The following is a 26,091-nucleotide window of genomic DNA, read 5'->3' on the forward strand; positions in this document are numbered from 1 at the left end:
ATTTTCACCAAGGGATAAGTGCGCCCTTTTTTAGTCCTAAAATATAATCAATATTTTTTAAATTTCTTATTGACATTTATTAGCTGGACTTTTGTTGTTCTTTTACCGCATTTTTCTATATTATACATGATTTTTTTTTTCTGAGCAATACTTCATGTCATTTTTTAACAATTTGTCACGGTTTCTTTGTATATTTTTTGTTATTTTTGCAAAACAAGTCGGTTCTTCCGCGCTAACCAAAAACAGCTTTCCACGTTTTGTGAAAAGCTGCTTCATCTTTTTATTTACAAGAAAGCCTTTTCCACACCGAAAAAATCCATAAGATTTCATCGTCGCTTCCAGTTCTTTCAAAGCCGTTCTGGATAAATACTTTCCAGATTCCATCCGATAGATCACGTTGTGCCCTACACTTTCAATGTAAAGAATCTCTGCTACATTCAGCTTCTTAACCCCATTTTCTACCGGGACTTTAAGAAATACCTCTGTCTTTTTCTGTATTCTTCCAATTGCCTTATCCAGCTTTTGTGAAAAAGCAAAATATTCTACCGGTTTCACCACATAATCCATTGCATCCACTTCGTACCCGCGCACTGCATATTGAATCATATTGGTAATAAATATTGGTAATAAACATCAACACCACTTCAGAATCCAGTTCCCGTATTTTCTCTGCAGCCGTCATACCATCCATAAAACGCATCTGGATATCCAGAAGAATGATATCATACTCCCCTTTATAACCGGATACAATGTCTTCTCCGTCCTGAAACCATGTTACTTTTATCTGTTTTTTTCGTTCTTCTGCATATTTACTGATGTAATTCTGAAGCTGCTCTGCATATAATTCTTCATCTTCCACCACTGCAATCCGAATCATTGCTCTTCTCTCCGTCTTCCCCGGTCAGCTGATTCCATAACCGGTAATAACTGCCTCTTTTTTTCAGAAGCTCCTCATGGCTGCCTTCTTCTTCAATACCATCTCCGGATAATACCAGTATTCTGTCATAATTTCTGATTGTTGTCAGTCTGTGGGCAATGGTAATCGTTGTTCTTCCCTGTGCCAGCTGATTCAGACTTTTTCCTACCAGCAGTTCGCTTTCGTTATCCAGCGCACTTGTCGCCTCGTCCAGAATGAGAATCGGTGGATTTTTCAGGAATACTCTGGCAATGGAAATACGCTGTTTTTGACCACCGGATAGCTTTACGCCACGCTCTCCCACATAAGTATCATATCCGTCTTTTAATCCGGAAATGAATTCATCTGCTCCGGCAAGTTTCGCTGCCTGACGAATCTCTTCCATCGTGGCATCCTTCTTGCCATAGGCAATATTTTCTGCCACACTGCCGCTGAACAGATATACGTCCTGCTGCACCACCCCGATCGCTTCACGCAGACTTTTTAACGTCACATGTCGGATGTCCTGCCCATCCACATCAATTTCTCCTCCGGTCACATCATAAAAACGGGGAATCAGATTGCACAGAGTTGTCTTTCCGCCTCCGGACGGGCCTACCAGCGCCACTCTTTCGCCAGGTGCCACATGCAGAGACAGATCTTTTAACACATGATTGTGATCATCCGGGTATTCAAAAGAAACCTTTTTAAAATCAATACTGCCTTCCTTCATCTGAAGCGGTACCGCATCCTCTGCATCCTGAATCTCAATCGGTGCATCCATAATCTCAAAAAAGCGCTCAATACCGGTCATTCCACGCTGGAACTGTTCTGCAAATTCCACGATACGGCGAATGGTTGCAATCAATGTCGATACATACATCACATACGCCACCAGATCTCCCGGGGAAATTGCTCCGCGGATCACAAACAAACCGCCCCCAAGTACTACCAGCAGATACATCAGTCCATCAAAGAGTCTGGTAGATGCCTGAAAAGCTGCCATCGTTTTGTAGGTCAGCTTCTTAATATCCTGAAATTCCTGATTCCCTTTTGTGAATTTGACTTTCTCCCGTTCTTCTACGCCAAATGCCTTTACCACACGTTCGCCTAGCAAAGAATCCTCAATCTGCGCATTCAATTCACCAATCTGAATACGTTGCCTGCGGAATGCTTCTCTCTGCCAGCGGTTCAGCTTGATAGATACCACTGTCATCAACGGTATACAGGCGAAAATCAATATGGTCAATGGCACATTATAGGTACACAAAATCACAAAGCTGACCACAAACTTGAGTCCGGCAATGAAAAATTCTTCCGGACAGTGGTGTGCAAATTCTGTCACATCAAACAAGTCATTGGTGATACGTCCCATAATCTGACCGATTTTCGTGTTAGAATAGTAAGTATACCCCAGCTTCAGCAGATGATCGAAGGCATCTTCTCTCATGTCTGTTTCGATATATACTCCCATCACATGTCCCATGTCTGCCATATAGTACTGGGCTCCGGCATCGATCAGCCTCAGAATAAAATATAAAAAGGTCAGCTTCAATACCAGTGATACGGTAAGTGCTGCCAGATCTGTCATGGCAAGATTGGTAATTGTACGCAAAATTAACGGCAATATCAGATCACATAAACAGGTTAATGCTGCACAAAACAAATCCAATATTACCGTTTTTAAGTATTTCTTCTCATATGGCCAGAAGCGTCTGATCAGCTGCAGACTGCTTCTTTTTGCCTTATTGGACTTCATGCTTATAATCCTCCATCTGTATAGATTGTTCTATTATAAGCCCAATGCTGTCTATATTGCAACTTAAGATTATGCTTCGTGAGTACTTTCTACTGAAACCAGTTTATATCCGATCTCTTTCATTTTCATTTTCAAATAAGGAATGTCCAGAATCTCATCACTGAGTACTACCGTTTCCCCGTCTTTTGCAGAAGAACTCACCTTTTTTACCTGAAACAGGCTGCGTACCAGATCATTCATATGTGATTCACACATGCCACAGGACATACCGTCTACTTTTAAAACAGTCTTTACCATAATATTGTCTCCTAATTATAATTATTTTAAACTAACCTTTCTTTAAAAAAGAATGTGCCATTTCAGGCACATTTTTATCTTATTCTCTTGCTTTTCCTCTGTCAAGTACCACATCTTCCGTAAACCTGTTTTTTTGCTCTGTTATACACACCAGAAGCAGATCTTCACCTGTTTTCCTTCTTCCCTCAGTTCATCGATCAGCTTCAGTGCCAGATTTTTCTTCTTTTCACGGTCAATATGAAGGGCGGTATAATTCTCATTCAATGCATTTCCAAAGAAGAAATTAATCTCTGTTGCTTCTGCAAACAGCACCCGGAACAGCTCTGCTGCTCCATCTTTCTTTTTGATCAATTTCTGGTAATACAATCTGTCTTCTCGAAAATCTCCATAATATTCCATCAGCTTCTGCAGAGTTAGCAATCCTTCTGTCACCAGATCAATCCCCTGGATCGCAGACATGGCAGGTACTTCTTCTGTTGCGCTCTCTGGCAGACTGATGATCTTTTTCCCCATATAGTCCGCCACCAGTTTTGCGGTAGTACCTCCACAGACTACCCGCATGCCTTCTTTCTGAAAAAATGTTTCAAAATAGCTGCGGTCATCTTCCCGGTCTGCCGGAGGCCCAACACAGATATTTACTACTTTTCTTTTCATGCCTTTCAGTGCAAGCACAGTCAGATCGTCATCCGTCTCATCCAGATTCAGATCCAGTCCTGCATTTCCTATGGCAGATGCCATCTCCTGGGCACTCATGTCTTCCCGATAACGCTGCTCACAGTACCTCACAACTTCTTCTCTGCCCCAGCCACCGTAAGTCGTCTTTCCCATGCCGGCATTGGTCACTCCATCGCTCATCAGAAGTAGCATATCTCCTTCCTGGAACTGCAGGTAACTCTGATGTATCTCTTTCTCGCCAAATATCAGAATGTCCCGATAATAGTCTACACTTTTCCCGTTACGCAGCAAAATCGCATCCGGATTGTCATATTGCAGCAAACAGATCTCATTGCCTTCCGCCACCAGTACCGTGAATGTGGCATAAGCCAGGTTTCGTACGCTGCACACCGGCAGTGTGTCAGCCACTGCTTTTACGGCTGTACGGATATCCACTTTTCTGGCAATCATAATACTAAGCATTCTGGCTGTCAATGTGGCCAGAATATTTGCTTTCACGCCACTTCCCAGTCCATCGGAAAGCACCAGGACAGAAGAATCCCCATCATGAATCACAGTATAGTAATCACCGCAGATTTTTTCTTTTTTCTTATTCAGACTGACCTTGCCGAATCCCACAGGAATCTCTCCTATTGCCTGTATCGTCTTATCTGTCTTCTGTTCCATCTTACTTAATCTCCTGCTGAATGGTCTGCTTCAGTTCTTCTATGGCCACCTTGGTATCTGCCGCAGTTTCTCCTAAAAGGCTTGCTATCTCATGAACAATTCGAAGCTGTTCCTCTGCCAGTTTATCTGCCATCTGCACCGCCTCGGCCTGCGCACGCTTCTGTTTCTTTTCTCTTGTTTTTTCCCTGGTCACATCTTTCATAATACACAAAATCAGCTTATTTTTCCGGTCATTGGTAAGCACCCGTTCAATATAACGTTTCTGCTCATCCAGATAAATACAGTCCTGCGTAATCTCCCGGTCAAAGGCAATCATATTTACCATAGCGTAATCATCCATGATCTCACTCACCGGCTTTCCAAGAAGATCTTTCTTTCTGGAAATATCAAAAATATCCATTGCTGCTTTATTCATCTGCACAATATTCAGCTGATGATCCAGGGTTACCAGGAGCCCCGGCATGGCATTGATGATAATATTGGCATAGTCTTCCTGCTTTTCTCGCATATAGGGAATACACATAGATACTTCCGCTTTTCCCTGAATGACTGCCACGGCTTTGGCGCGACAGCTGTCATATCCGCAGGCACCACAATTCAGTTCATCTTCTTTTTTATATTTGCCCATCTCCTGCAGCACATGAATAATCTGTTCTTTTGTGATCGCCTTTCCTGCATAGAATTCTTCTTTTTGGAACTTGCGTGGCAGCATTTCCCGGACATCAATTGGCCTGTCCTCCTGCCCTTCTGCATGGCCGTTTTCAGCTGCCAGTTCACGAATGGCGATCATGGCATCCAGGAGCTTTTTCTCTCTTTTCTGGGAATATGGACCGCTGATACATCCATTGGTACAGGCGTTCATCTCAATAAAATAGTTCTGATACCCACCTGCCTGAAGTTCCTTTAAGATCTCTCTGCACTGCTTCAATCCATCTACCGATAAATACTTCTGTCCTTCGACCGGCTTCATCATCTGAATCAGTCCGCCGCTTACTGCCACCAGTCTGGAAACGCAGGTATCCTGCTGCATCGCTTCCTGTTCTTCTGCAATGTTGCCCTCTGCTTCCGGCATCTCCTCCATCCAGTTGCTCAGTTCGCGGAATGTAATCACATAGTCCATACATTCCTGCCTTTCGCTCAGTTCTGACATCACAGAAATACACGGGCTGATATACACCAGTACGGCATCTGGATACTTCCCTCTCAGATAGCTGGCATGCATCTGCATCACGGAGCCAACCGGAGCCAGATATTCTGTCAGATGAGGGTATTTCTTCTCGATCAGCCGGACAATCACCGGACAGTTGGAAGAAAGCATCAGTTTACTCTGATATTGTTCTTTCAGCAGCTGTTCATAAGCCTGCTTCACCATAGAAGCCCCCTGTGCTCCGTCAACTACCTTCCAGAATCCTAAAGTATGCAGCCTTTTCTCCAGACGTTCCATGCTACTCCACCCGTATCTGGCCAGATAGGCAGGATGAACTGATGCGATGACTTTTTTTCCTTCTGCCATTTCTTTTCTGATATCCGGGATATCATCGTGCTCTACCTTGGCATGCTGTGGACAGACCGAAGTACACTTTTCACATAAAATGCATTGATCCTCCAGGATCTGTGCATGTTGATTTTCTACCCGGATCGCTTTCACCGGACAATTACGGATACACTTATAACAGTTTTTACAATTGGCAGTACGAAACTGCAAAATCGATGTATGACTCATCCTCTTTCTCCATTATCTGCCATTCCAGTTCTTCTTCTGAAGCTTTTTCTTCAGGATACGGATCTCACGGTTTTTCGCTTCCAGTTCTTCCTCCAGCTGTCTGATATACTGATCTTTGGAACCGATCGTCAGATGATTCTCCTGGGCATAATACTTCGTTTTCTTCAGGGTCTTCACCGTGGTATCCGCCAGATTCAGGGATGCTTCTGCCACTGTTCCCACTACCTTATCACGAAAATTCTTATCCGTTACTTTATCTGCAACTAACATAGCAGTCTCGCCGATCACTTCCGCGCTTTTTTTCATTACCTGTTTGAATTCCATGTTCTGTCCTCCTCTGTGTAAAACTGCTTTATTGTTAAATTCATTTTAATTGGATATTCAATGATCGTCAACTATATGCATTAGATTTTTATTATTAAAATGATACTTTCATGTCATGATATGAGAATTATGAAATGTTTCATTTTCATGGATAAAATTTAAATGGGATAGTCAGAAAAATGATTTAAACAAACTCAAACATCATAAAAGTTGAAAGAATAATAAAAGAAAGGACCTTGCAATTCGCAAGATCCTTTCTTTTATTATTCAGCAGCTTCCTCTTCGGTATCTTCCGGTATCTCTGCATTACGTGGTACAATAACGCTGACAACCGGTGCATCCATATGAGTGGTAATATCAATGTTTTTATCTTTTGCAATATCCAGATCTGCAACTTTCAGTGTATCACCAAGTTTTAAAGTACTGCAGTCTACGATGACTTTTTCTACCAGTGCTGACGGTTCTGCTTTGTAAGCGATCTCGGTCAGAAGCTGATCTACCACACCGCCACCTACCATTTCTTTATTGTGTAAGACGATCTCTGCTACGGAATGTACTTTTTCACCTTTGACCAGTGCCTGGAAATCCATCTCCATGATCTCGTTCTTCATGGAGTTGTAATCCATCTCTTTAACCAGTACATCGTATGTAGTGCCTTCCAGATCCAGTAATACCTGGCTGCCTTTCATACATTCACGTAAAAGACGTTCTGCTTCTTTGCGTTCAATCTTCAGTGGAATAGATTCTCTGATCTCTTTTCCAAAAAGATTTCCTGTAACAAAACCTTCTCTTCTCAGTTTTTTTGCCTTAGTTTCCATGTCTCTTTTTTGCACTTTGTAAGTATTCATTTATCTTTTCCTCCATTGATACAAATAGTGAACAGGGATGTTTTGCGAAAGAGTCATTACTGAGTGACGATTCGTTTTCTCTTGTTTCGCTTCGCATTGTAGTCCTATTTTTTATATTTTGCAATAGTTTTCTGATAATTTCACAGAAAGTTCACAAATACGAAAATTTACGATAATTTACAATATCGTTCCTATTAATCTTATAAGAAAGGCAGCTGCCCAGGCAATCACACACTGCCAGATCACTACTGCAATGGCCCATTTTCCTCCAAGTTCTCTCTTGATCGTACTGATTGCCGCTACGCAAGGCGTATACAGCAGACTGAATATCAGCAGAGAGGCGGCAGACAACGTGGTAAGTGCGCTGCCTACTCCACCTGCAAACAGAATTCCCAGCGTGGATACCACACTTTCCTTTGCCATGATTCCACTGATCAGAGAAACAATAATTCTCCAGTCGTCCAGCCCAAGTGGCGCAAACAGCGGTGCGATCCATCCGGCAATCATAGCAAGAATACTTTCAGAAGAATCTGCCACCAGATTAAATGTCAGATCAAAGCTCTGCAGGAACCATACCACAATCGTTGCCAGCAGAATAACCGTAAATGCTCTCTGCAGGAAGTCCCTGGCCTTTTCCCAGAGAAGCTGTCCAACGTTTTTGGCACTCGGGAAACGATAATTCGGAAGTTCCATGACAAATGGCACAGCCTCGCCTTTAAAAAGGGTTCCCTTAAAAATAAAAGCCGCCAGAATTCCAATACAGATATCCAGTACATACAGTCCTGTCATAATCAGACCTCCCCTTCCAGGGAAAAATGCATTTACAAAAAACGCATAGATTGGCAGCTTCGCTGTACAGCTCATAAACGGAGTCAGTAAGATGGTCATCTTACGGTCGCGTTCACTTGGCAGTGTTCTGGTTGCCATCACAGCTGGCACCGTACAGCCAAATCCTATCAGAAGTGGCACGATACTTCTTCCTGACAGACCGATTTTACGCAGCAGTTTATCCATAAAAAATGCTACTCTTGCTATGTATCCGCTGTCTTCCATCAGTGACAGGAAGAAAAACAGCGTCACAATAATCGGAAGGAAAGACAATACCGATCCTACACCGGTAAAAATACCATCAATCACCAGGCCATGAAGAGCACTGTTCACATGTGCAGCTGTCAACGCCGAATCTACTATTTGAGTCAGAGCCGTTACTCCCATTTCCAGCAGTCCCTGCAGCCATGCACCCACCACATTAAAGGTCAGATAAAAAACTGCCAGCATGATCCCGACAAAACACGGAATTGCCGTATACTTTCCCGTCAGGATCTTATCAATCTTCTCACTGCGGATTCGTTCTTTACTCTCTCTTGGCTTCACCACTGTCTGTTCACAGACTTTTTCAATAAAGGAAAAACGCATATCCGCCATCGCTGCGCTGCGATCCAGTCCCCGTTCTTTTTCCATCTGAAGTATCAGATGGTCGATCGTCTCGATCTCATTCTGATCCAATTCCAGCTGCTTCTCAATCAGGTGATCGCCTTCAATTAGCTTGGAAGCAGCAAACCGGAGAGGGATTCCGACATGCTCCGCATGATCCTGGATCAAATGACAGACAGAATGAATGCAGCGGTGCACTGCCCCGTTAAAATCATTTTCATCACAAAAGTCCTGTCTGCCAGGCCGTTCCTGATATTTTGCAATATGTATGGCATGCTTTACCAGCTCATCTACTCCTTCATTCTTTGCCGCAGAGATCGGCACCACCGGAACGCCCAGCATTGCCTCCATTGCATTCACATCAATAGAGCCTCCATTTCCAGTCAGTTCATCCATCATGTTCAGCGCCACTACCATCGGCACATTCATCTCCAGCAGCTGCATGGTCAGATACAGATTTCGCTGAATATTGGTGGCATCTACAATGTTGATGATCGCTTTCGGTTTATCTTCCAGCACAAAGTTACGAGACACAATCTCCTCACTGGTATAAGGAGACATCGAATAAATACCAGGCAAATCCGTAATCAGGGTATTTGCATACCCTCTGATGGAACCATCCTTCCGATCCACCGTAACGCCCGGGAAATTTCCCACATGCTGGTTGGAACCGGTCAGCTGGTTAAACAAAGTTGTTTTTCCGCAATTCTGATTGCCCACCAGCGCATAGGTCAGTATCTCTCCTTCCGGAAGTGGATTGCCATCTCCCTTTGCATGATACTTTCCATCCTCTCCAAGACCAGGGTGTATACTCTGATTGATATTTTGGGCGCCTTCATGCTTCCTTGTTCTCTGATCAATCGGTTCAACTCCGATTTGATCCGCATCTGACAGACGCAGAGTCAGTTCATAACCATGAATCTGCAGTTCCATCGGGTCGCCCATTGGAGCCAGCTTCACCACGGTTACTTCCGCTCCCGGTATTACACCCATATCCAGGAAATGCTGCCGCAGAGCGCCTTCGCCTCCGACATTGCAGATCACTGCACTCTGTCCTATCTGTAATTCCTTCAGTGTCATATTAAGGTCCTTCCTTTCCACATTTATCTGAAGTACATATCTTGTTCATTATAGGTACATCCAATTCATCTTTCAAGTAACAAAAGCAAATTTTTCAGCAAGTTCCATGCTACATTCATTATGCCAGCCAGTATCATCACAAAAACAGGATTTTTCTTTTTCTTCCAGATCAGCCAAAAACAGAGCAGGAAAATAATCACCATACTCCATCTGAGTTGTGAGACCGCGATCTGCTGTACTGAACCCCAGAATGCAGAAATCAACATCAGCACGCCTGATGATCCAATCAGAGCCACCACCGCAGGACGCAAGGTACCAAGCACTCCCTGAAGAAGATCCATATTCCGGTAACGCAGGTAGAACCTGGCCAGGATCGTGACCAGAATGCAGGATGGAAGAATACATCCAATGGTTGCCGCAAACGCTCCTGAGATCCCTGCCACTTTAATACCTACAAATGTGGCAGAATTCACCGCAATCGGTCCCGGTGTCATCTGAGAAATCGTAATCAGATCTGTGAATTCTGACATAGTCATCCACTGATGTGTCTGCACCACCTGTCCCTGGATCAACGGCATCGCCGCATAACCACCGCCAAAGCTGAACATCCCAATCTGCAGGAAGCTGAAAAACAACTGTAAATAAATCATTGCTTCCGCCTCCTTTTCCAGAAGGTAAGCAAAATTCCAAGGAGTCCACAGGCCAGAATCATATATATCGTATTGATCTGCCATATCACAGAAGCTGCAAAAACCACTGCCATGATCACGAAGGATATTTTATTTTTCTCTTTCGCAATTCCCGATGCCATCTCAAAAGTAACCGAAGCAATCACTGCTCCCACTCCGGCCTGCATCCCCTCCAGCATCCATGCCACCAGCTGATTGTTGCGAAATGCCTGATAGCAGGCAGAGACTGCGGCTATGATCAGGAACGGTGGTATCACGGTTCCCAGCACTGCAGTCAATACGCCGGCTATTCCTGCCAGTTTATAGCCCACGACAATCGCTCCATTTACTGCAATAGCTCCCGGTGAAGACTGGGCAATGGCTACCAGATCCAGCATCTCTTCTTCGTCAATCCAGTGGAGTTCATCCACAAACTGCTTTTTCATCAGAGTGACGATCACATAGCCTCCACCGAAGGTGAAAGCACTTAAGTATAAGGTGGACAGAAAGATTTTTTTCAGTAAAGTCTCTTTTCTTTCCAATTTCTATTCTCTGCTCCTCTTCATTTCTATTATTCTTAGTATCATACCACAGGTATTCCATTCCGGCAAACAAATACCGAAAAAAGCACCCGGATTCCAGGTTCCGGATGCCGCTGTTCATTTCTTCATTTTCTCCAGCATATTTTCGATAAAGATTCCATATCCTCTGGTGGGATCTTTGACAAATACATGGGTGACAGCACCCACGATTTTTCCATTTTGCAGGATCGGACTGCCTGACATTCCTCTTACGATTCCTCCGGTGATCTCCAGAAGTTCCGGATCTGTCACCCTGATTACCATACTTTTGTTGGCATCGCTATTGTTCAGATTGATCTTCTCAATCTCGATCTGATATTCTTTTCGCTCACCGGTAATCTCACTCAGAATTGTGGCTGACCCTGTCTGGATTTCCTGTCGGTAAGCGACTTCCATCTCTTCTATTCCTGTCTCGAGCTCACTACTCAATGTTCCAAATATTCCGATTTCTGAATTTTCCGTGATGGTTCCCAGTATGTTTTCTGGCTGATAATCAATCACTCCGCTCACCTCTCCTGGCATTCCATCCATTCCTTTTACAATAGAACAAACTTTCGCATCATATATGTTCCCACTTTCCAGTGTCAGCAGTGTACTGGTGTCAATATCATTGATTCCATGTCCCAGTGCTCCAAAGGTTCCATCCCCGGTTACATACGTCAGTGTTCCAATGCCCTGTGTATCATCCCGGATCCAGATGCCTGCTTTGTATTCATTTTTTCCTGTCTGTATTACCGGAGCCTGCAGCTCGATAATGTCGGAGTCTCGCAGCACTGTCAGTTTTACTTCACCCCCTGCTGCCTGACCGATCTGCTGCACCACTTCTTCTTTCTCTGATACCGGGATATCGTTGACAGCCAGAATATAATCCCCTGAATGTACCAGATCGCCACCTGGATTTTTTGGTTCTCCCTGCATGTCACAGACCTCGCCGGTTCCAACAATCAGCACGCCCTGGGTTTTCATATAGATTCCCACAGGAATCCCACAAGGTACAATTTTCTGTCGTTCTACCACATCCACTTCTACTTTTTTTATCGGAATGGCACCAAATAAACTGCACTGCACTACATAGCTGTCCTCTCCATCGGACACAGCTTTTTCAACTGTTACCGACTTATCCATCCCTTTGCTGTCTGATAGCTTTCCAGTTATCGTCAGATTTCCAGATGGTATATCTGACTTTCCCTGACCGTCAGCCACTACGGTTTCCTCCAGCCATTCTGGGAATATATTTTGAAAGATCTCTGTGTTCTGCTCCTCTGATGCTACCGTCAGACAATCCGGTATACTGGTATATAGATCCAGCCAGAATAAGACACCAGACAGACCAACAAGCAAGGCCAGATCAAATGCCATTTTTCTTCGGACTCGCTTCTGTGTCGTTTTTCCCATCTGCTCACATCCTTTCCCTTTTATAAATTCGGCATCATCGAAAAAGAAGAGCATCTTTTTCAGATACCCTTCTTAGTATGTGAGCTATGTTTTTTTGTACTCTAGTATTTTTTTGTTGCGTCTGCCATTTCCTTCATCTCACGGGCACTCTTTAATGTAGTCTCTGTGATCTGCGCGCCACCCAGAATTCTGGCCAGTTCTTCTTCACTTTCCGCCAGTGACAGTTCACGGATACTGGTCTCTGTGATACCGTCATGCACGTTTTTTTCAATATAAAAATGATGATCTGCCATAGATGCGATCTGCGCCAGATGGGTAATACACAGCACCTGACGGCTTCTGGCAATCACTGCCATTTTTTCTGATACTTTCTGAGCCGTTCTTCCGCTGATTCCCACATCGATCTCATCAAAAATCAATGTCTCAGTCTGATCTTTATCTGCCAGAACAGTCTTAATCGCCAGCATAATTCTGGAAAGTTCGCCACCGGATGCCACATCTCCCAGCATCCGCATCGGAGAACCTGGATTCATGGAAATCAGAAAACATGCTTCATCAAATCCATTGGCAGATAATGGTGCACTTTCTGTCACTTCCAGATCAAAATTCGTCTCCAGAAAGTTCAGATCCGCCAGCTCCGCACGAATCTGCCCGGCAAGCTGGGAAGCGTACTGTTTTCGAATAAGGGACATCTCTTTTGCATTGTCCCGAAGAAGCGCTTCCTGATCCTCGAATGACTTCTGCAGCTGTGCCACATAGCTATCATAGTTCTGCAGTTCTTCCAGGCGCTGTTCCTTTTCTTCCCGATATGCAAGAATCTCCTCAATGGACTGTCCATATTTTACTTTCAGGCGGTTGATCTCATCCAGCCGTTTCTCGATCTGCTCAAATTCATAATCATCAAAGGTCAGATCTCCCAGATAGCCAGACATTTCCCGATTAAAATCTGAGAGAAGACTTTCGATCTCTGACAACTGTTTTTCCAGTTCCTGCAAAGATACATCATACTCCTGCACCATCTGCAGTCTCTGTACTGCTGTGGAGATCAGATCAGCTGCACAGCTGCTGCCTTCGCTCTCGCCTGTCATCTGATAGGCTTCTCCCGCATTTTCGGCAATCTTTCTGCCATTGGACAGCTTCTTGTACCGTTCTTCCAGTTCTTCATCTTCCCCGGTCTTCAGTTCCGCCCGGTCAATCTCTTCCACTTCAAACTGTAGAAAATCCATTTCTTTTTTTCTGGCCGCTTCATCCAGTGTGGAAGCTTCCAGTTTTTTACGAATCTGTGCATAGTCTGCAAAAATATGCGCACCCTTTTCTTTATAAGGTGCCAGTTTTTCTTTTGCATATTCATCCAGAATCTGTAAATGATTCTTCTTATGAAGCAGTGACTGATGCTCATGCTGCCCATGAATATCAATCAGGAGAGATGCCAGTTCCCTCACCTGAGTCAGCGTCACGGTCTCTCCGTTCACCTTACTGATGCTCCGTCCACCGACCAGACGGCGTGAAATGATCACCTGTCCGTCTTCCACCGGAATATCCAGCAGTTCAATCTTTTCTTTTAATCTTGGATCTTCCACAGAAAATACCAGTTCCACCAGCGCAGAAGTCTCATCTTCTCTGGCAAATCCTTTAAAGCTCTGCATTCCAAGAGCCACATTAATGGAACCGATGAGAATGGATTTTCCTGCTCCGGTCTCCCCGGTCAGGATATTGAATCCTTTTCCAAAATCAATCTCCAGCTCCCGTATCAGTGCCATATTTTTTACATGTAAGTTTAACAGCATATCCTTTTTACACACTCCCGGCAAGGATTCTATTTTTCAGATGTGAGCTATCTCACATCCAATATCTTTTGTATCTTATCCATCACCAGCAACGTATCATCCACACTGCGGATGGCGCACATGATGGTATCATCTCCTGCAATACAGCCGGCAATCTCCTTCCAGTTCAATGCATCCATAGCAGCTGCCACAGCCATCGCCATACCTGAAACGGTTCGGATAACCAGAATATTCTGTGCCATATCCATAGAGACAAAACCATCTCGCAGAATACGCAGATACTTTTCATCCAATTCACTGCTCTGGGTATTCATCACAACATATTTTTGTTTTCCACCATCAACAGCGATCTTGGTCAGCCGCAGTTCCCGAATGTCTCTGGATACGGTGGCCTGAGTCACACGAAATCCAGCCTCTTTCAGTTGTCTGGCCAGTTCTTCCTGTGTATCAATATCATATTGGTTGATCAATTCCACTATTTTTGCATGTCGCTGAATCTTCATATTTTCATACACCCTTCTGATCAGGTTCCACTCATCTTCTTGCGAAGAGTCTCCAGGAAACTGATCTGATCTACTTTTACAAACTGCACTGTACTCTGTGCCTTTTCTACTACAACATAGTCCTCACAGGTCATTTCTGCTGTCGTGTCTCCGTCAAAGGCAACCTCTGCCTCTTCCTCTGGCTCTTTTCTTTTGCCTATCACTACTTTTATCTTTGCCGTATCCGGCAGAATGACACTTCTTGCGTTCAGTGTATGAGGTGCTATCGGAGTCAGCAGGATCAGGGATGCTGCCGGTGATACAATCGGTCCGCCCACAGACAGGTTATATCCGGTGGAGCCGGTAGGGGTGGAGATAATCATGCCATCTGCACTGTACTCATTCAGAAACCGGTCATTCACATAGATCTTCAGATCCATCACATGAATTCTTCCGCTTCTTGCGATAACAATATCATTCAGGGCTACATCTGACAGGATCTCCTGTCCCTCATGACAGACTACACCACGAAGCATCATATGTTCCTCTGTGATATATTCACCCAGCACCAGATGATCCAGTGCCGTTTCCAGATGATCCTGATCCACTTCCGCCAGGTATCCAAGCGTTCCCAGGTTCACCCCGAACAGGGGCAGATGTCGTTTTACCAGATCCCTGGCTGCTCTCAGCACCGTTCCATCACCACCCAGTACCAGTACACAGTCCACATCGTCCGGTATCTTATCTGGATTGCTGGACTTATACTCTGGTCCCTGCTCTCCGCCTGAGTTTTCTTTTTCCTCCTGTAAGGTACATCGTATGCCTTTTTCCTGAAGATAATCCTGAATGCGGTGTGCAACTTTCAATCCTGGATCCTTCTGTACATTGGTAATTACGTAAAAATGTTTCATCCTTTTTACTTTTCCTTTTTGTCCAGTGATTCATGCGCCAGACGCACGGTCTCTTTGATGTCAAATGCTGCATCTTCGATCTCACTGCCTTCTGGCATCTTCTGCAGATGCAGCAGATATTCAATATTTCCTTCCGGTCCCTTGATCGGAGAATACTCCAGATTCTTTGGCTGGAAAGAAATGCTTTTTGCATAATCTGTTACCATTTCGATCACTTCCTGGTGAACAGCCGGATCTCTGACCACACCCTTTTTACCGACTTTTTCCCTGCCCGCTTCAAACTGCGGCTTGATCAGACAGGCAATCTGTCCGTCTTCAGTCAGAAGATTTCTTACCGGAAGCAATACTTTTGTCAGTGAAATAAAAGATACATCAATAGAGGAAAATGCTACCGGCTCCTGAATATCTTCTGGTGTCACATAACGGATATTTGTCTTTTCCATACAGACAACTCTCGGATCCTGTCTCAGCTTCCAGTCCAGCTGCCCATATCCTACATCTACAGAATAGACCTTCACAGCTCCATTCTGAAGCATACAGTCAGTAAAGCCTCCTGTAGAAGCTCCCACATCCATGCAGACCTTTCCGTCCAGCGTAATATCAAATTTCTCCATTGCCTTTTCCAGTTTCAGTCCGCCACGGCTGACGTACTTCAGCGTATTGCCCTTTATAGTAATCTCCACTTTGTCAGCAAACATAGTTCCCGCTTTGTCTTCCCGTTCTCCATCTACCAGCACGCACCCTGCCATGATCAGAGCCTTTGCCTTTTCCCTGGATGGTGCCAGCTGACGCTGTACCATCAATACATCTAATCGTTCTTTCATTTTGTCAGTCCTATATATTCTATCACTATTTTTTTCACAATAGACTCTGCATCGATCCCGCATTCCTGCTTCAGCAGATCCACATTGCCATGTTCTACATAATCATCCGGAAGTGCAATCGAGATCATCCTTGTCTTACTTTTGATCTCATTGAGGTACTCCAGCACTGCTTCACCGAAGCCTCCTGCCTTCACATTTTCTTCCATCGTAACCAGCAGGTTATGCTCTGACTGCACAGTTCGAAGCATTTCCTGATCCAGAGGCTTCACAAATCTGGCATTCACCAGTGTGCATCCATATCCCATTTCGCGAAGCCGGTCACGTACTTCTACTGCCGTCTTTACCATACTGCCCACTGCAAGCAGCGCAATCTCATTTTCATCATAAATGGTCTCCCATTTTCCATATTCAATCGGCGTACGGAACCTGGCCAGTCCATCATAAGCTTCTCCTCTTGGATAGCGCAGAGAAATCGGTCCGTCATAATGCACCGCAAACTTCATCATATCGGACAGTTCCCATTTGTTCTTCGGCGCCATCACACACATATTCGGAATCGATGACATATAGGACAGATCAAAAATCCCCTGATGAGTCTCTCCGTCACTTCCCACCAGACCTGCACGGTCAATGGCAAAAATCACCGGAAGATTCTGGATACAGACATCATGGATCACCTGATCATATGCTCTTTGCAAAAATGAGGAATAGACCGCCACGACCGGCTTCAGGCCAGCCGCTGCCAGACCTGCCGCAAAAGTCACTGCATGCTGTTCTGCAATTCCCACATCAAAGAAACGGTCCGGGAACATATTCCGGAACCGTTTCAGTCCGGTTCCATCCGGCATAGCTGCCGTCACTGCTACCACATTTGGTTCCCGATCTCCCATTTTTCTCATAACAGTAGAGAAAATATCCGTGTAGTTTGCCTTTACTCTTTTCTTCTTCGGCAGTCCGGTCTCGATGACAAACGGCTCTGCACCGTGGAATCTGGCCGGATGACGCATAGCCGGCTCATACCCCTGCCCCTTCTGGGTACAGACATGTACCAGAACTGCTCCATTTACCTGTTTTGCTTCCCGGAAAGCCCGGGTCAGCTGGTCAATATTGTGTCCATCGTATGGTCCCAGATAGGTCAGCCCCATCTCTTCAAAAAGCATCCCAGGTACAAAGAACTGCTTAATGCTGTTCTTTGTTTTCCGAATTCCACGAATCAACTGTTCTCCACGTCCCGGTAAACGTGACAGCGTGTTCTCTACACCAGCTTTCAGATTCTGGTATCCTTCCTTTGTCCTTATCTGATTCAGATATTCTGAAAATCCACCCACATTTTCTGCTATGGACATATTATTATCATTCAAAACAATTATATAATTCCGTTTCAGGCGTGATGCATTATTCAACGCTTCCCAGGCCATTCCGCCGGTAAGAGAACCATCGCCAATCACAGAAATCACGTAATTGTCCTCACCCTTCAGCTGACTTGCCATAGCAAGTCCCAGCCCTGCTGAAATCGAGGTAGAGCTGTGTCCGGTATCAAATGCATCACATGGACTTTCCTTTCTCTTTGGGAAACCGCTCATTCCACCATATTTACGTAAAGTATCAAATCCATCTCTTCTTCCTGTCAGAAGCTTGTGTGTATAAGACTGATGTCCCACATCCCAGATCATCTTATCTTCCGGTAAATGGAAAGACAGATGCAGTGCCATAGTCAGCTCTACCACACCCAGATTTGACCCCAGATGCCCGCCATTCTCACTGATCTTCTGAATCAGAAATTCACGGATCTCTCCAGCCAGCTGAGGCAGATCCTCTTTCTCTATATTCTGTATATCATTTTCTTTTTGAATTTTATCCAAAATCATATTATTTCTCCCTGATGACCAGTTCCAGAATCAGATTCCTCAGGAATTCATTTTTTCTTCCCAGCTGATCCAGGACGTCAATAGCTCGTCCGGAGATCTCTTTTACGTCCTTTTCAGCCTTTTTCAGACCTTCCATGGTCACATATGTTGTCTTATGATTTTTTTCATCACTGTTAATTGGCTTGCCAAGTACCTGACTGGTACTGGTCACATCCAGAATGTCATCCCTGATCTGGAATGCCAGTCCCACATCAGAGGCCACCTGTTCGATCTGTGCTGCTTCGTCCGCAGATGCTCCTGCAAGAATGGCTCCCACCATCATGGATCCTTCGATCAGAGCACTGGTCTTAAGGCGGTAGATAAAATCAAGCTGTCCGCGGCTTAAATCCTTTCCAGACTGTTCTACGTCTACTGACTGACCGCCGATCATTCCTGTTATTCCAGTTTTTCTTGCCAGTACTGCCATCGCCTTTCCCACAGCCGGATTCTCCGGTTCCATCTCAAATGCCCTGGACGCCGTCTCATACGCCAGATTCAGGAGGCCATCTCCTGCCAGAATCGCCATTGCTTCTCCATATACAATATGGGTGGTCTTTCTTCCTCTGCGGTATTCATCATTATCCATAGCCGGAAGATCATCGTGAATCAGGGAATGGGTATGAATCATCTCCATCGCCGCCATAAATGGCTCCACAATCCTGCCGGTACCACCAAATAAACGATAAGTTTCCTGCATCAACAGTGGACGAAGCCGCTTCCCTCCTGCCTGCATACTATAATTCATTGCCTGAAGCAATGTTTTCTGATATCCTGTCTCTTCCGGAAGATACCGGTAAAGAATCTCCTGTACCTCTTCCGTCCGTTTACTCCATTCATCCCGGAAAGTCACAATAATCACCCTCTTCATTTATCATCTGCATTTTCTTTTCTACTGTGTCCAGCTTCTCATTGCAGCTTTTTACAAGCTCCATACCTTCTTTATATGTCTGAAACGACTCTTCCAGCGTAGTCTCCCTGTTCTCCAGCACCAGAAGCAGTTCTTCCAGCTTTGCAAAGGATTCTTCCAGTGTAAGATCTTCGTCTTTCTTTTTCTCCTGCTCCATCATACGCTCCAGTCCTCTGTCTTTTTCTTTTCTTTTACTTCTGCCAGAATCTGTCCGTCAGATACATAGATCTGCAACAGGTCTCCAGGCTGCACCTGCTCTGTTGCTGTGATCTTCTTTCCCCTGGCATCCGCTGTATAGGAATACCCCTGACTCAGCTTCTCCAGTGGTGACAGTCCCTTCATTCGTTCCACATAAATCATCAGCTGATGCCGCCGTTCTTTCATGGTCTGCTGCATCAACATCTGAAGTTCTTCTTCTATATCCGTCAGTCTCTGATATTTTTCCTGAATCTGATGTTGTGGACTTACATACTTCAGCTTTTCCTGCAAATGCTCCAGTTCTTTTTTTCTGTCCGACAGACGCTCACTCATTCGATTCTGCAGCCGCTGCTGCATATCCCGCAGCTGTCCCTGGATGGCTGCCATATCTGCCACTGCCAGCTCTGCTGCCGCTGAAGGCGTCGGTGCCCGCAGGTCTGCTACATAATCCGCTATCGTAAAATCCGTCTCATGCCCCACTGCTGAGATCACCGGTGTCTCACATTGAAAGATTGCTCTTGCGACCTTCTCTTCATTAAAAGCCCACAGATCTTCCATGGAACCGCCGCCTCTTCCTACAATGATCACATCCACATGACTCTGATCCAGAAGTTCAATGCCCCGTACAATGCTGTCGGCAGCCTCTTCTCCCTGCACCAGTGCAGGATACAGAATCAGCTGCACATAAGGATTACGCCGGTAAGAAATATTCATAATATCACGAATAGCCGCCCCGGTAGGCGCGGTTACGATTCCGACCCGACGGCTAAATGCCGGTATCGGCTGCTTATATTCCGGGGCAAACATCCCCATCTCTTCCAGTTCTTGCTTCAGTGCCTGAAACTTCTCATATAGCAGCCCCATGCCATCCTGAATAATCTCCCTGGCATAGAGCTGATACTTTCCGTCTCTCTCATATACACTGATGCTGCCCAGCACAATCACACTTTGTCCATTCTGCATCTGGAACTTCAGTCCGCTTCGGTTCCCGGCGAACATCACACAGGCCAGGCTTCCGGAGTCATCCTTCAAAGAAAAATAAATATGTCCGGATGTGTGATATTTGCAGTTGGACACTTCTCCTTTGACATAGATGCGGTTCAGCATAAAATCCTGGCGAAACATATTACTGATATAGAGGTTCACCTGTCTGATCGAATATACATTCTTCATAACAGTCCCTGATTAATCTGCCAGCTTTGCCAGCACTCCATTTACAAATGCAGGTGAATCATCGCCACCGAACTTCTTGGCCAATTCCACTGCTTCATTAATCGCTACTTTTACCGGGATCTCTTCGTCTATCTTCATCTCATATACTGCAAGTCTTAAAATTGCAAGATCCACTTTGGACATACGGCTTGGCTTCCAACCAGTCGCTGCGCCAGTCAGGATCTGATCCAGTTCTGTGATCTGTGCTTCGATCTTATGAAATCTCTCACGAATATAAGCTGCTTCTTCCTCAGTCGGAACGGCTCCCTCTACTTCATCCAGATAACGCTCTGCCTGTTCATTCAGCTCGTCTCCATTATAGAATTCCAGTAAAAATAGTAATTTGAAAATGTGTTCCCGAATTTCTCTTCTGCTCATCTTACACTCCTTGTTTCTTTCTCATTCTCTCTACGATGAAAAAAGAATCCTGACATGCAGGATTCTCCACCTGCGGTGGGTTGCCACCGCAACATATTCTATTTTCCGTTCTCCATTGTCACATTGGCAATCTTAATATTTACATTCTCTACTTTCAGGCCGGTCATACTCTCGATCGCTGTCTTCACCTTTTCTTGTACCTGACCACAGGTCTTCGGAATGCTGAAACCATAATCCAGATTCAATGCCAGATCTACATTCACGGTATCATTCTCTATAGCAATCTTCACGCCTTTGGAAAGATTCTTGATTCCCAGCTTGCTGACCAGCTCATTGGTAATATTTCCTACCATGCTTGCCACACCTTTTACTTCTGTAGCTGCCAGTCCTGCGATAATTGTCACTACTTCATTGGATATCTGAACCTGTCCTTTTTCATCACTGCTTGTTACTGTATAATTCTTCTGAACTTCTTCTTTTCCCATATCGGAGACCTCCTTTGCGACGTTCCCTGATCGTAGTTGTTCAGTTTCTTCCTTGTCTGAACAGTTACTTCTGACCAATATCTACCGTCAAGTATAACAAACTTTCATTTTTTTGTAAACTACTGACGTCCAAATTCCGCCAGTTTTAATCCAGGGTTACGATCCAGTGTCATACCGATGCTCCATGAATTTACCCAGATCAAAAGTGGATTTCCCTTCATATCTTTTACTTTCTTCATATCTGAAGTACCAACCAGACTGTTCAGGTCAAAGTCTTCATTTTCAATCCAGCGAATATGTTCATATGGCAGATTTTCCAGTCGGATCTCCACATTATATTCATTCTCCAGACGGTACTTCAGTACCTCAAACTGCAGAACACCTACTACGCCCACAATGATCTCTTCCAGTCCGGTGTTGTATTCCTGGAAGATCTGAATAGCACCTTCCTGCGCAATCTGGGTGATTCCCTTTACGAACTGCTTTCTCTTCATGGTATCTACCTGACGCACCCTGGCAAAATGCTCCGGTGCAAATGTCGGAATTCCCTCATAACGGAACTTCTTTCCCGGCATACAGATGGTATCTCCAATCGAGTAAATTCCAGGATCAAACACACCGATAATATCTCCTGCATAAGCTTCATCTACTACATGCCGTTCCTGTGCCATCATCTGCTGAGGCTGGGAAAGACGCTGCTTCTTGTCCCCCTGCACATGATAAACTTCCATTCCTGCATCGAATCTTCCGGAGCAGATGCGCATAAAAGCAATACGGTCTCTGTGCGCCTTATTCATATTCGCCTGAATCTTAAATACGAAAGCGGAAAAATCTTCTTTAATCGGATCGATCTCACCGATATCTGCCATACGTGGAAGCGGTGGAGTGGTCATATGAAGGAAGTGCTTCAGAAAAATCTCTACACCAAAATTGGTCAGGGCTGATCCAAAGAACACAGGTGACAGTTCTCCCTTATCTACCAGTTCCTGATCAAACTCTGCACTTGCTCCATCCAGCAGCTCGATCTCATCCATCAGCTGCCCATAATGTTCTTCGCCTGCGAACGCCTTCAATTCCGGAGAATCCACTGCTATCTCCTCTGCCAGTCCCTCTTTGGTTCCCTTTTCTGTATCCCTGAATACAGTAACCTTACGGCTGCCCCGCTCATAGACTCCTTTGAATTCCTTACCGGAACCAATCGGCCAGTTAATCGGGCAGGTGGCAATTCCCAGTTCTTTTTCGATGTCGTCCAGCAGTTCAAAGGTATCATTGGCATCACGGTCCATCTTATTGATAAACGTAAAGATCGGAATATGGCGCATGACACATACCTTAAACAGCTTTCTTGTCTGTGCCTCCACACCCTTGGAAGCATCAATCACCATCACAGCAGAGTCTGCTGCCATCAGAGTACGATAGGTATCTTCTGAGAAGTCTTGATGTCCAGGTGTATCCAGAATATTGATACAGTAGCCGTCATAATTAAACTGCAGTACGGAAGATGTGACAGAAATACCTCTTTCTTTCTCAATCTCCATCCAGTCTGATACCGCATGACGGGAGGTCGCTTTTCCTTTTACGGAACCGGCAAGATTAATCGCACCTCCATAAAGTAAAAACTTCTCTGTCAGTGTTGTCTTACCTGCATCCGGGTGGGATATAATCGCAAAAGTTCTTCGTTTTTTTATCTCACTTGTAATATCTGCCACTATCTTTTCTCCTTCTTCCAACTAATTATCTAAATCATATGTAATCTTCTGTCAACCTTTAGATTCTAACAGAGGAAAAACCCTCTGTCAATGGGGTACCGGTCATTCCAGGCCCGTTACCCCATGAAATTAAATTTATTCTCCGCTTACCGGTGTAATGATTATGTTTTCTCCAGGTACTTCTGCCTTTCTTTTCACAATGTCCTCTATCTGAGCCCGCTGACTGTCCGATATCTCTGCCATATTGATGACTACATCGGCGCTGTTGTCGGTAATGCTTACCACACTGTCTTCGAACCCTTTTGCATCTAACAAGAGTTCCGCTGCCGCTTCGCGCTCCGCTATGTCAGTAAGAGACGTGATGCTGTCGATCGCAGTCTGTTTCTGCGCATCAGCAATGGTGTCATTATTGATCACTTCCATCAAGGTCTCTTTATTCTGGGCACGAAGCTGTTCTCTTGTCAGTTTGGCGGATGCAGAGAATTCTGATCCCCCAACGCTTGTCAGTACTGCCTCACCAGGTGTATCCGTCACTTCTCCTTCTTCCGTCAGATCGTATCCATTTTCCATCAGTACCTGTTCTTCCTGGGAAGTCTTTCTGGATACCGCCTCCTCCAGCTGTGTACCGGAATAATTCAGGTACCCGGCTACCGCTATCATAATTGCCAGTGCAGTGATAATCATCTGGTTTTTCTTTACCACACGTTTCACCTGCGCTTCCTCCTTCCTTATATCATCTTGATTACTTTGATTTTATGCGCCTCTATTCCAAATAATGCCATAGCTGCTTCCGTTATATTTTTTACCACCACCGCATTATCACCACCCTGGGCCAGGATCAGAACCCCTTCGATCTTCGGTGCATTGGTTCTGGTCACATAAGGCGTCTCCCTGCCCTGTCCGTCTTTTTCCAGTACTGTGGATTCTTCCTTATTTTCCTGCTGGCTTTTTCCTGTATTTGTACTGTCATCACCGTCCTGATTCATTTGCCTCTGTACTGTCTGATCCTTTTCCACAATACTTTCCCGGCTTACCGATTCGGTAATCATTACCTGCACTTTTCCGGCTCCGTCCATTTGTGCCAGGATCGCTTCCAGTCTTTTTTCATACCATGTCAGTTCCTCCAGATCAGCTTCTTCCTGCGGACTGCTTTGACTTTCACTCTCTGTTGTACTTCCTGCCATACTTTCCCGTTCCTTCCCGGAAGGAAATACCGCCGTCATGATCAGTATGCCCACTAACAGCAAAAGTATCCACTGTTCTTTTCGAATCTGCTCCAGTCTGAATGGCTTCATTCCTGTCGCCCCTCCTTCCCGATTTGGATCGTTATTTGTTTCCTGTCAAGGCCCAGGCAGACAGCTAACTGCGTCCTGCATTCCTCTATCTGCTGCATTACTTTTTGCAAACGGATCTGTACACTGATGATCTCACCGTTTTCCTCAATCTGTACGTCCACCTCCTCCACTGCTCCACCATAATCCTGCACCAATATCCGAACCTGCCGTTCCAGCTCCTCTTTCACTCCAGTTTGAATCTGCTGATTCTGAAATTCCGCCAGCTCTGTCTGTGCTTCGCGCAGATTTCTGCTTTCCTCCAGGATCTGCCATTTCCAGGTAATTTGATCCATACGTTCATCCATCGATAACATCTGCAGAACCGGCTGCATCAGTACCAGTGTAAAGATCAGTCCACCTGTAAATTTCAGATATTTCTGCCATACAGGCCGTGGCACAAGCTGATAAAGCAGTTCCAGAAAACACATACAGAAGACCACCTGTTTCAGCCATTCTCTGATTATGTCCATCCTTATCCTCCTGCAGTTGTCACTATCGCTATCGTCAGGAAAAACATTACGCCGGTGACTGCCACTGCCAGCAAAAGAAGTCCCACTGCTTCTGCCATGTCATCAATACACCGTACAAACCTTGGATCTGCCACTGGTTGGATCACCGCACTCACCAGCTTATAAAGTAAGAGACAGACCAGGAGACGAACCAACGGACGGAGGCAGATCCAGATCAGCAGAATCATACCACCTGTTCCCACCGCATGTTTCAATACGGACGCTGTTCCCAGCAGTGTCTCTGTCACACTGCTTAACGTATTTCCTACCACTGGTATGGCCCCTCCGGCTCGAATCCAGATAGAATTCTTCATATGATCCAATGCCGGAAATAATAATCGCTGAATAGTCTGTATCCCAATAACCAGTGTAAGCATGGTTTTCAGAGACCATCTGACGATCTGCCGAATCAGCGCTGTCATCCTGGCCAGATAAGCCTCTTTTGTCACATTTCCCAGCATGGCAATGAGCACATAGCAGGCGATTCCCGGCATCAATACATACTGGACCACACTTTGTACCACCATGATGATGAACAATGTCACTTCATAAAATCCAATCGCAGTCATCTGTGTGGCCGCCAGTGACGCTGCCAACAGATACACTGGCAGAAGAAGACGCATAAACTGCAAAACAGACTGCATAGTCTGCTCCGAAATACTGCTCAGTTCCCGAAAACTATCCAATAATATAACAAAGAGCAGCAAATATACCATATAAAATGCAATTTCCTGTACTCTGCTTCCTGTAAACGCGCTCATAAACACAGAAAAGACAGAGGCTGTCATTGCCAGAATCAGAATCTGTACAATGGTTGTCCTCTGTCTTTTTAATTCGAAAAACAGGGTATTTTCTGTCAGGCTGATAAACGTGTCTCCCGACAGTGGAATTTCTCCCTGACACAGCTTTGTGATCATCTGCCGGAAATTAAGATGATCCTGTGGAAGCAGCTCATCCACCGTATTCTGTATGGACTGCAGATCCAGTTCATCCATATAGGTTTGATACCTGTCCACTTCCTGCGCTTCCTCTGCCTTTACCCTTCCTGACAAAGCCAGTAAAAGCAACAGGCCGACTATGATTCCTGCTGTCCTTTTTCTCAT

27 protein-coding genes are annotated in these 26,091 nt (G+C 45.0%); all 27 read right to left on the bottom strand.

The window, feature by feature from the left end; translation table 11 throughout:
* Positions 1–120: 120 nt before the first annotated feature.
* Entirely contained in the window at positions 121–567 is a 447-nt protein-coding gene (locus tag OCV47_RS13740; protein WP_262655640.1) for a LytR/AlgR family response regulator transcription factor, read from the bottom strand.
* A complete protein-coding gene (locus OCV47_RS13745) occupies positions 512–877 on the bottom strand; it encodes a LytR/AlgR family response regulator transcription factor (RefSeq protein ID WP_262655641.1) in 366 nt (121 codons plus the stop codon). The genes OCV47_RS13740 and OCV47_RS13745 overlap by 56 nt, the downstream gene beginning before the upstream one ends.
* Entirely contained in the window at positions 849–2,654 is a 1,806-nt protein-coding gene (locus OCV47_RS13750) for an ABC transporter ATP-binding protein (protein WP_262655642.1), read from the bottom strand. The genes OCV47_RS13745 and OCV47_RS13750 overlap by 29 nt, the downstream gene beginning before the upstream one ends.
* Positions 2,655–2,723: 69 nt before the next feature.
* Complete coding sequence (locus OCV47_RS13755; RefSeq protein WP_262655643.1) at positions 2,724–2,951, bottom strand: heavy-metal-associated domain-containing protein; 228 nt, start codon at positions 2,949–2,951, stop codon at positions 2,724–2,726.
* Between the two features lie 141 nt (positions 2,952–3,092).
* On the bottom strand, positions 3,093–4,292 hold the full coding sequence (locus OCV47_RS13760) for a serine/threonine-protein phosphatase (RefSeq protein WP_262655645.1): 1,200 nt from the start codon (positions 4,290–4,292) through the stop codon (positions 3,093–3,095).
* 1 nt (position 4,293) lies between these two features.
* On the bottom strand, positions 4,294–6,015 hold the full coding sequence (locus OCV47_RS13765; RefSeq protein WP_262655646.1) for a [Fe-Fe] hydrogenase large subunit C-terminal domain-containing protein: 1,722 nt from the start codon (positions 6,013–6,015) through the stop codon (positions 4,294–4,296).
* A 12-nt stretch (positions 6,016–6,027) separates the two neighbouring features.
* Positions 6,028–6,339 (bottom strand): hypothetical protein, encoded by a 312-nt coding sequence (locus tag OCV47_RS13770; protein WP_262655647.1) that lies wholly within the window; start codon positions 6,337–6,339, stop codon positions 6,028–6,030.
* A 263-nt stretch (positions 6,340–6,602) separates the two neighbouring features.
* Positions 6,603–7,187, bottom strand: a complete 585-nt coding sequence (locus OCV47_RS13775; protein WP_262655648.1) for a 50S ribosomal protein L25 — start codon at positions 7,185–7,187, stop codon at positions 6,603–6,605.
* A 177-nt stretch (positions 7,188–7,364) separates the two neighbouring features.
* On the bottom strand, positions 7,365–9,701 hold the full coding sequence (gene feoB, locus OCV47_RS13780) for a ferrous iron transport protein B (RefSeq protein WP_262655649.1): 2,337 nt from the start codon (positions 9,699–9,701) through the stop codon (positions 7,365–7,367).
* Between the two features lie 65 nt (positions 9,702–9,766).
* Positions 9,767–10,351 carry a chromate transporter gene (locus OCV47_RS13785; RefSeq protein WP_262655650.1) on the bottom strand — a complete coding sequence of 195 codons (585 nt, stop codon included), beginning with the start codon at positions 10,349–10,351 and terminating at the stop codon, positions 9,767–9,769.
* Positions 10,348–10,911, bottom strand: coding sequence for a chromate transporter (locus tag OCV47_RS13790; protein WP_262655651.1), 564 nt, complete (start codon positions 10,909–10,911; stop codon positions 10,348–10,350). Before OCV47_RS13790 ends, OCV47_RS13785 begins: the two co-directional genes overlap by 4 nt.
* A gap of 117 nt (positions 10,912–11,028) precedes the next feature.
* The gene (gene spoIVB / locus OCV47_RS13795; protein WP_262655652.1) at positions 11,029–12,345 is read right to left on the bottom strand and encodes a SpoIVB peptidase; all 1,317 of its coding nucleotides are present in this window, start codon (positions 12,343–12,345) and stop codon (positions 11,029–11,031) included.
* 101 nt (positions 12,346–12,446) lie between these two features.
* Positions 12,447–14,132: a DNA repair protein RecN gene (recN, locus tag OCV47_RS13800; protein WP_262655653.1), complete on the bottom strand. Its 1,686-nt coding sequence runs from the start codon at positions 14,130–14,132 to the stop codon at positions 12,447–12,449.
* A gap of 47 nt (positions 14,133–14,179) precedes the next feature.
* Complete coding sequence (argR, locus tag OCV47_RS13805) at positions 14,180–14,635, bottom strand: arginine repressor (RefSeq protein WP_262655654.1); 456 nt, start codon at positions 14,633–14,635, stop codon at positions 14,180–14,182.
* 20 nt (positions 14,636–14,655) lie between these two features.
* Complete coding sequence (locus tag OCV47_RS13810) at positions 14,656–15,525, bottom strand: NAD(+)/NADH kinase (protein WP_256299163.1); 870 nt, start codon at positions 15,523–15,525, stop codon at positions 14,656–14,658.
* Positions 15,526–15,530: 5 nt separating this feature from the next.
* Positions 15,531–16,349, bottom strand: coding sequence for a TlyA family RNA methyltransferase (locus OCV47_RS13815; protein WP_262655655.1), 819 nt, complete (start codon positions 16,347–16,349; stop codon positions 15,531–15,533).
* Positions 16,346–18,217, bottom strand: a complete 1,872-nt coding sequence (gene dxs, locus OCV47_RS13820) for a 1-deoxy-D-xylulose-5-phosphate synthase (protein WP_256299167.1) — start codon at positions 18,215–18,217, stop codon at positions 16,346–16,348. The genes OCV47_RS13815 and dxs overlap by 4 nt, the downstream gene beginning before the upstream one ends.
* A gap of 1 nt (position 18,218) precedes the next feature.
* Positions 18,219–19,124 carry a polyprenyl synthetase family protein gene (locus tag OCV47_RS13825; RefSeq protein ID WP_262655657.1) on the bottom strand — a complete coding sequence of 302 codons (906 nt, stop codon included), beginning with the start codon at positions 19,122–19,124 and terminating at the stop codon, positions 18,219–18,221.
* Positions 19,090–19,323: an exodeoxyribonuclease VII small subunit gene (xseB, locus tag OCV47_RS13830; RefSeq protein ID WP_317244426.1), complete on the bottom strand. Its 234-nt coding sequence runs from the start codon at positions 19,321–19,323 to the stop codon at positions 19,090–19,092. The genes OCV47_RS13825 and xseB overlap by 35 nt, the downstream gene beginning before the upstream one ends.
* The gene (gene xseA, locus OCV47_RS13835; RefSeq protein WP_256299171.1) at positions 19,320–20,534 is read right to left on the bottom strand and encodes an exodeoxyribonuclease VII large subunit; all 1,215 of its coding nucleotides are present in this window, start codon (positions 20,532–20,534) and stop codon (positions 19,320–19,322) included. Before xseA ends, xseB begins: the two co-directional genes overlap by 4 nt.
* Positions 20,535–20,546: 12 nt before the next feature.
* Positions 20,547–20,951: a transcription antitermination factor NusB gene (gene nusB / locus OCV47_RS13840; RefSeq protein WP_262655659.1), complete on the bottom strand. Its 405-nt coding sequence runs from the start codon at positions 20,949–20,951 to the stop codon at positions 20,547–20,549.
* Positions 20,952–21,049: 98 nt separating this feature from the next.
* Positions 21,050–21,436, bottom strand: coding sequence for an Asp23/Gls24 family envelope stress response protein (locus tag OCV47_RS13845; RefSeq protein ID WP_117447527.1), 387 nt, complete (start codon positions 21,434–21,436; stop codon positions 21,050–21,052).
* A gap of 119 nt (positions 21,437–21,555) precedes the next feature.
* Complete coding sequence (locus OCV47_RS13850) at positions 21,556–23,145, bottom strand: peptide chain release factor 3 (protein WP_262655660.1); 1,590 nt, start codon at positions 23,143–23,145, stop codon at positions 21,556–21,558.
* A 135-nt stretch (positions 23,146–23,280) separates the two neighbouring features.
* Complete coding sequence (locus OCV47_RS13855; RefSeq protein ID WP_117447529.1) at positions 23,281–23,856, bottom strand: SpoIIIAH-like family protein; 576 nt, start codon at positions 23,854–23,856, stop codon at positions 23,281–23,283.
* A gap of 17 nt (positions 23,857–23,873) precedes the next feature.
* Complete coding sequence (locus OCV47_RS13860) at positions 23,874–24,440, bottom strand: stage III sporulation protein AG (protein WP_117447530.1); 567 nt, start codon at positions 24,438–24,440, stop codon at positions 23,874–23,876.
* Entirely contained in the window at positions 24,437–24,949 is a 513-nt protein-coding gene (locus tag OCV47_RS13865; protein WP_262655662.1) for a stage III sporulation protein AF, read from the bottom strand. The genes OCV47_RS13860 and OCV47_RS13865 overlap by 4 nt, the downstream gene beginning before the upstream one ends.
* Before the next feature lie 2 nt (positions 24,950–24,951).
* Positions 24,952–26,091 (bottom strand): stage III sporulation protein AE, encoded by a 1,140-nt coding sequence (locus OCV47_RS13870; RefSeq protein WP_262655664.1) that lies wholly within the window; start codon positions 26,089–26,091, stop codon positions 24,952–24,954.

The sequence above is a fragment of the Muricoprocola aceti genome (genome assembly GCF_025567005.1).
GTDB lineage: Bacteria > Bacillota > Clostridia > Lachnospirales > Lachnospiraceae > Marvinbryantia > Marvinbryantia aceti.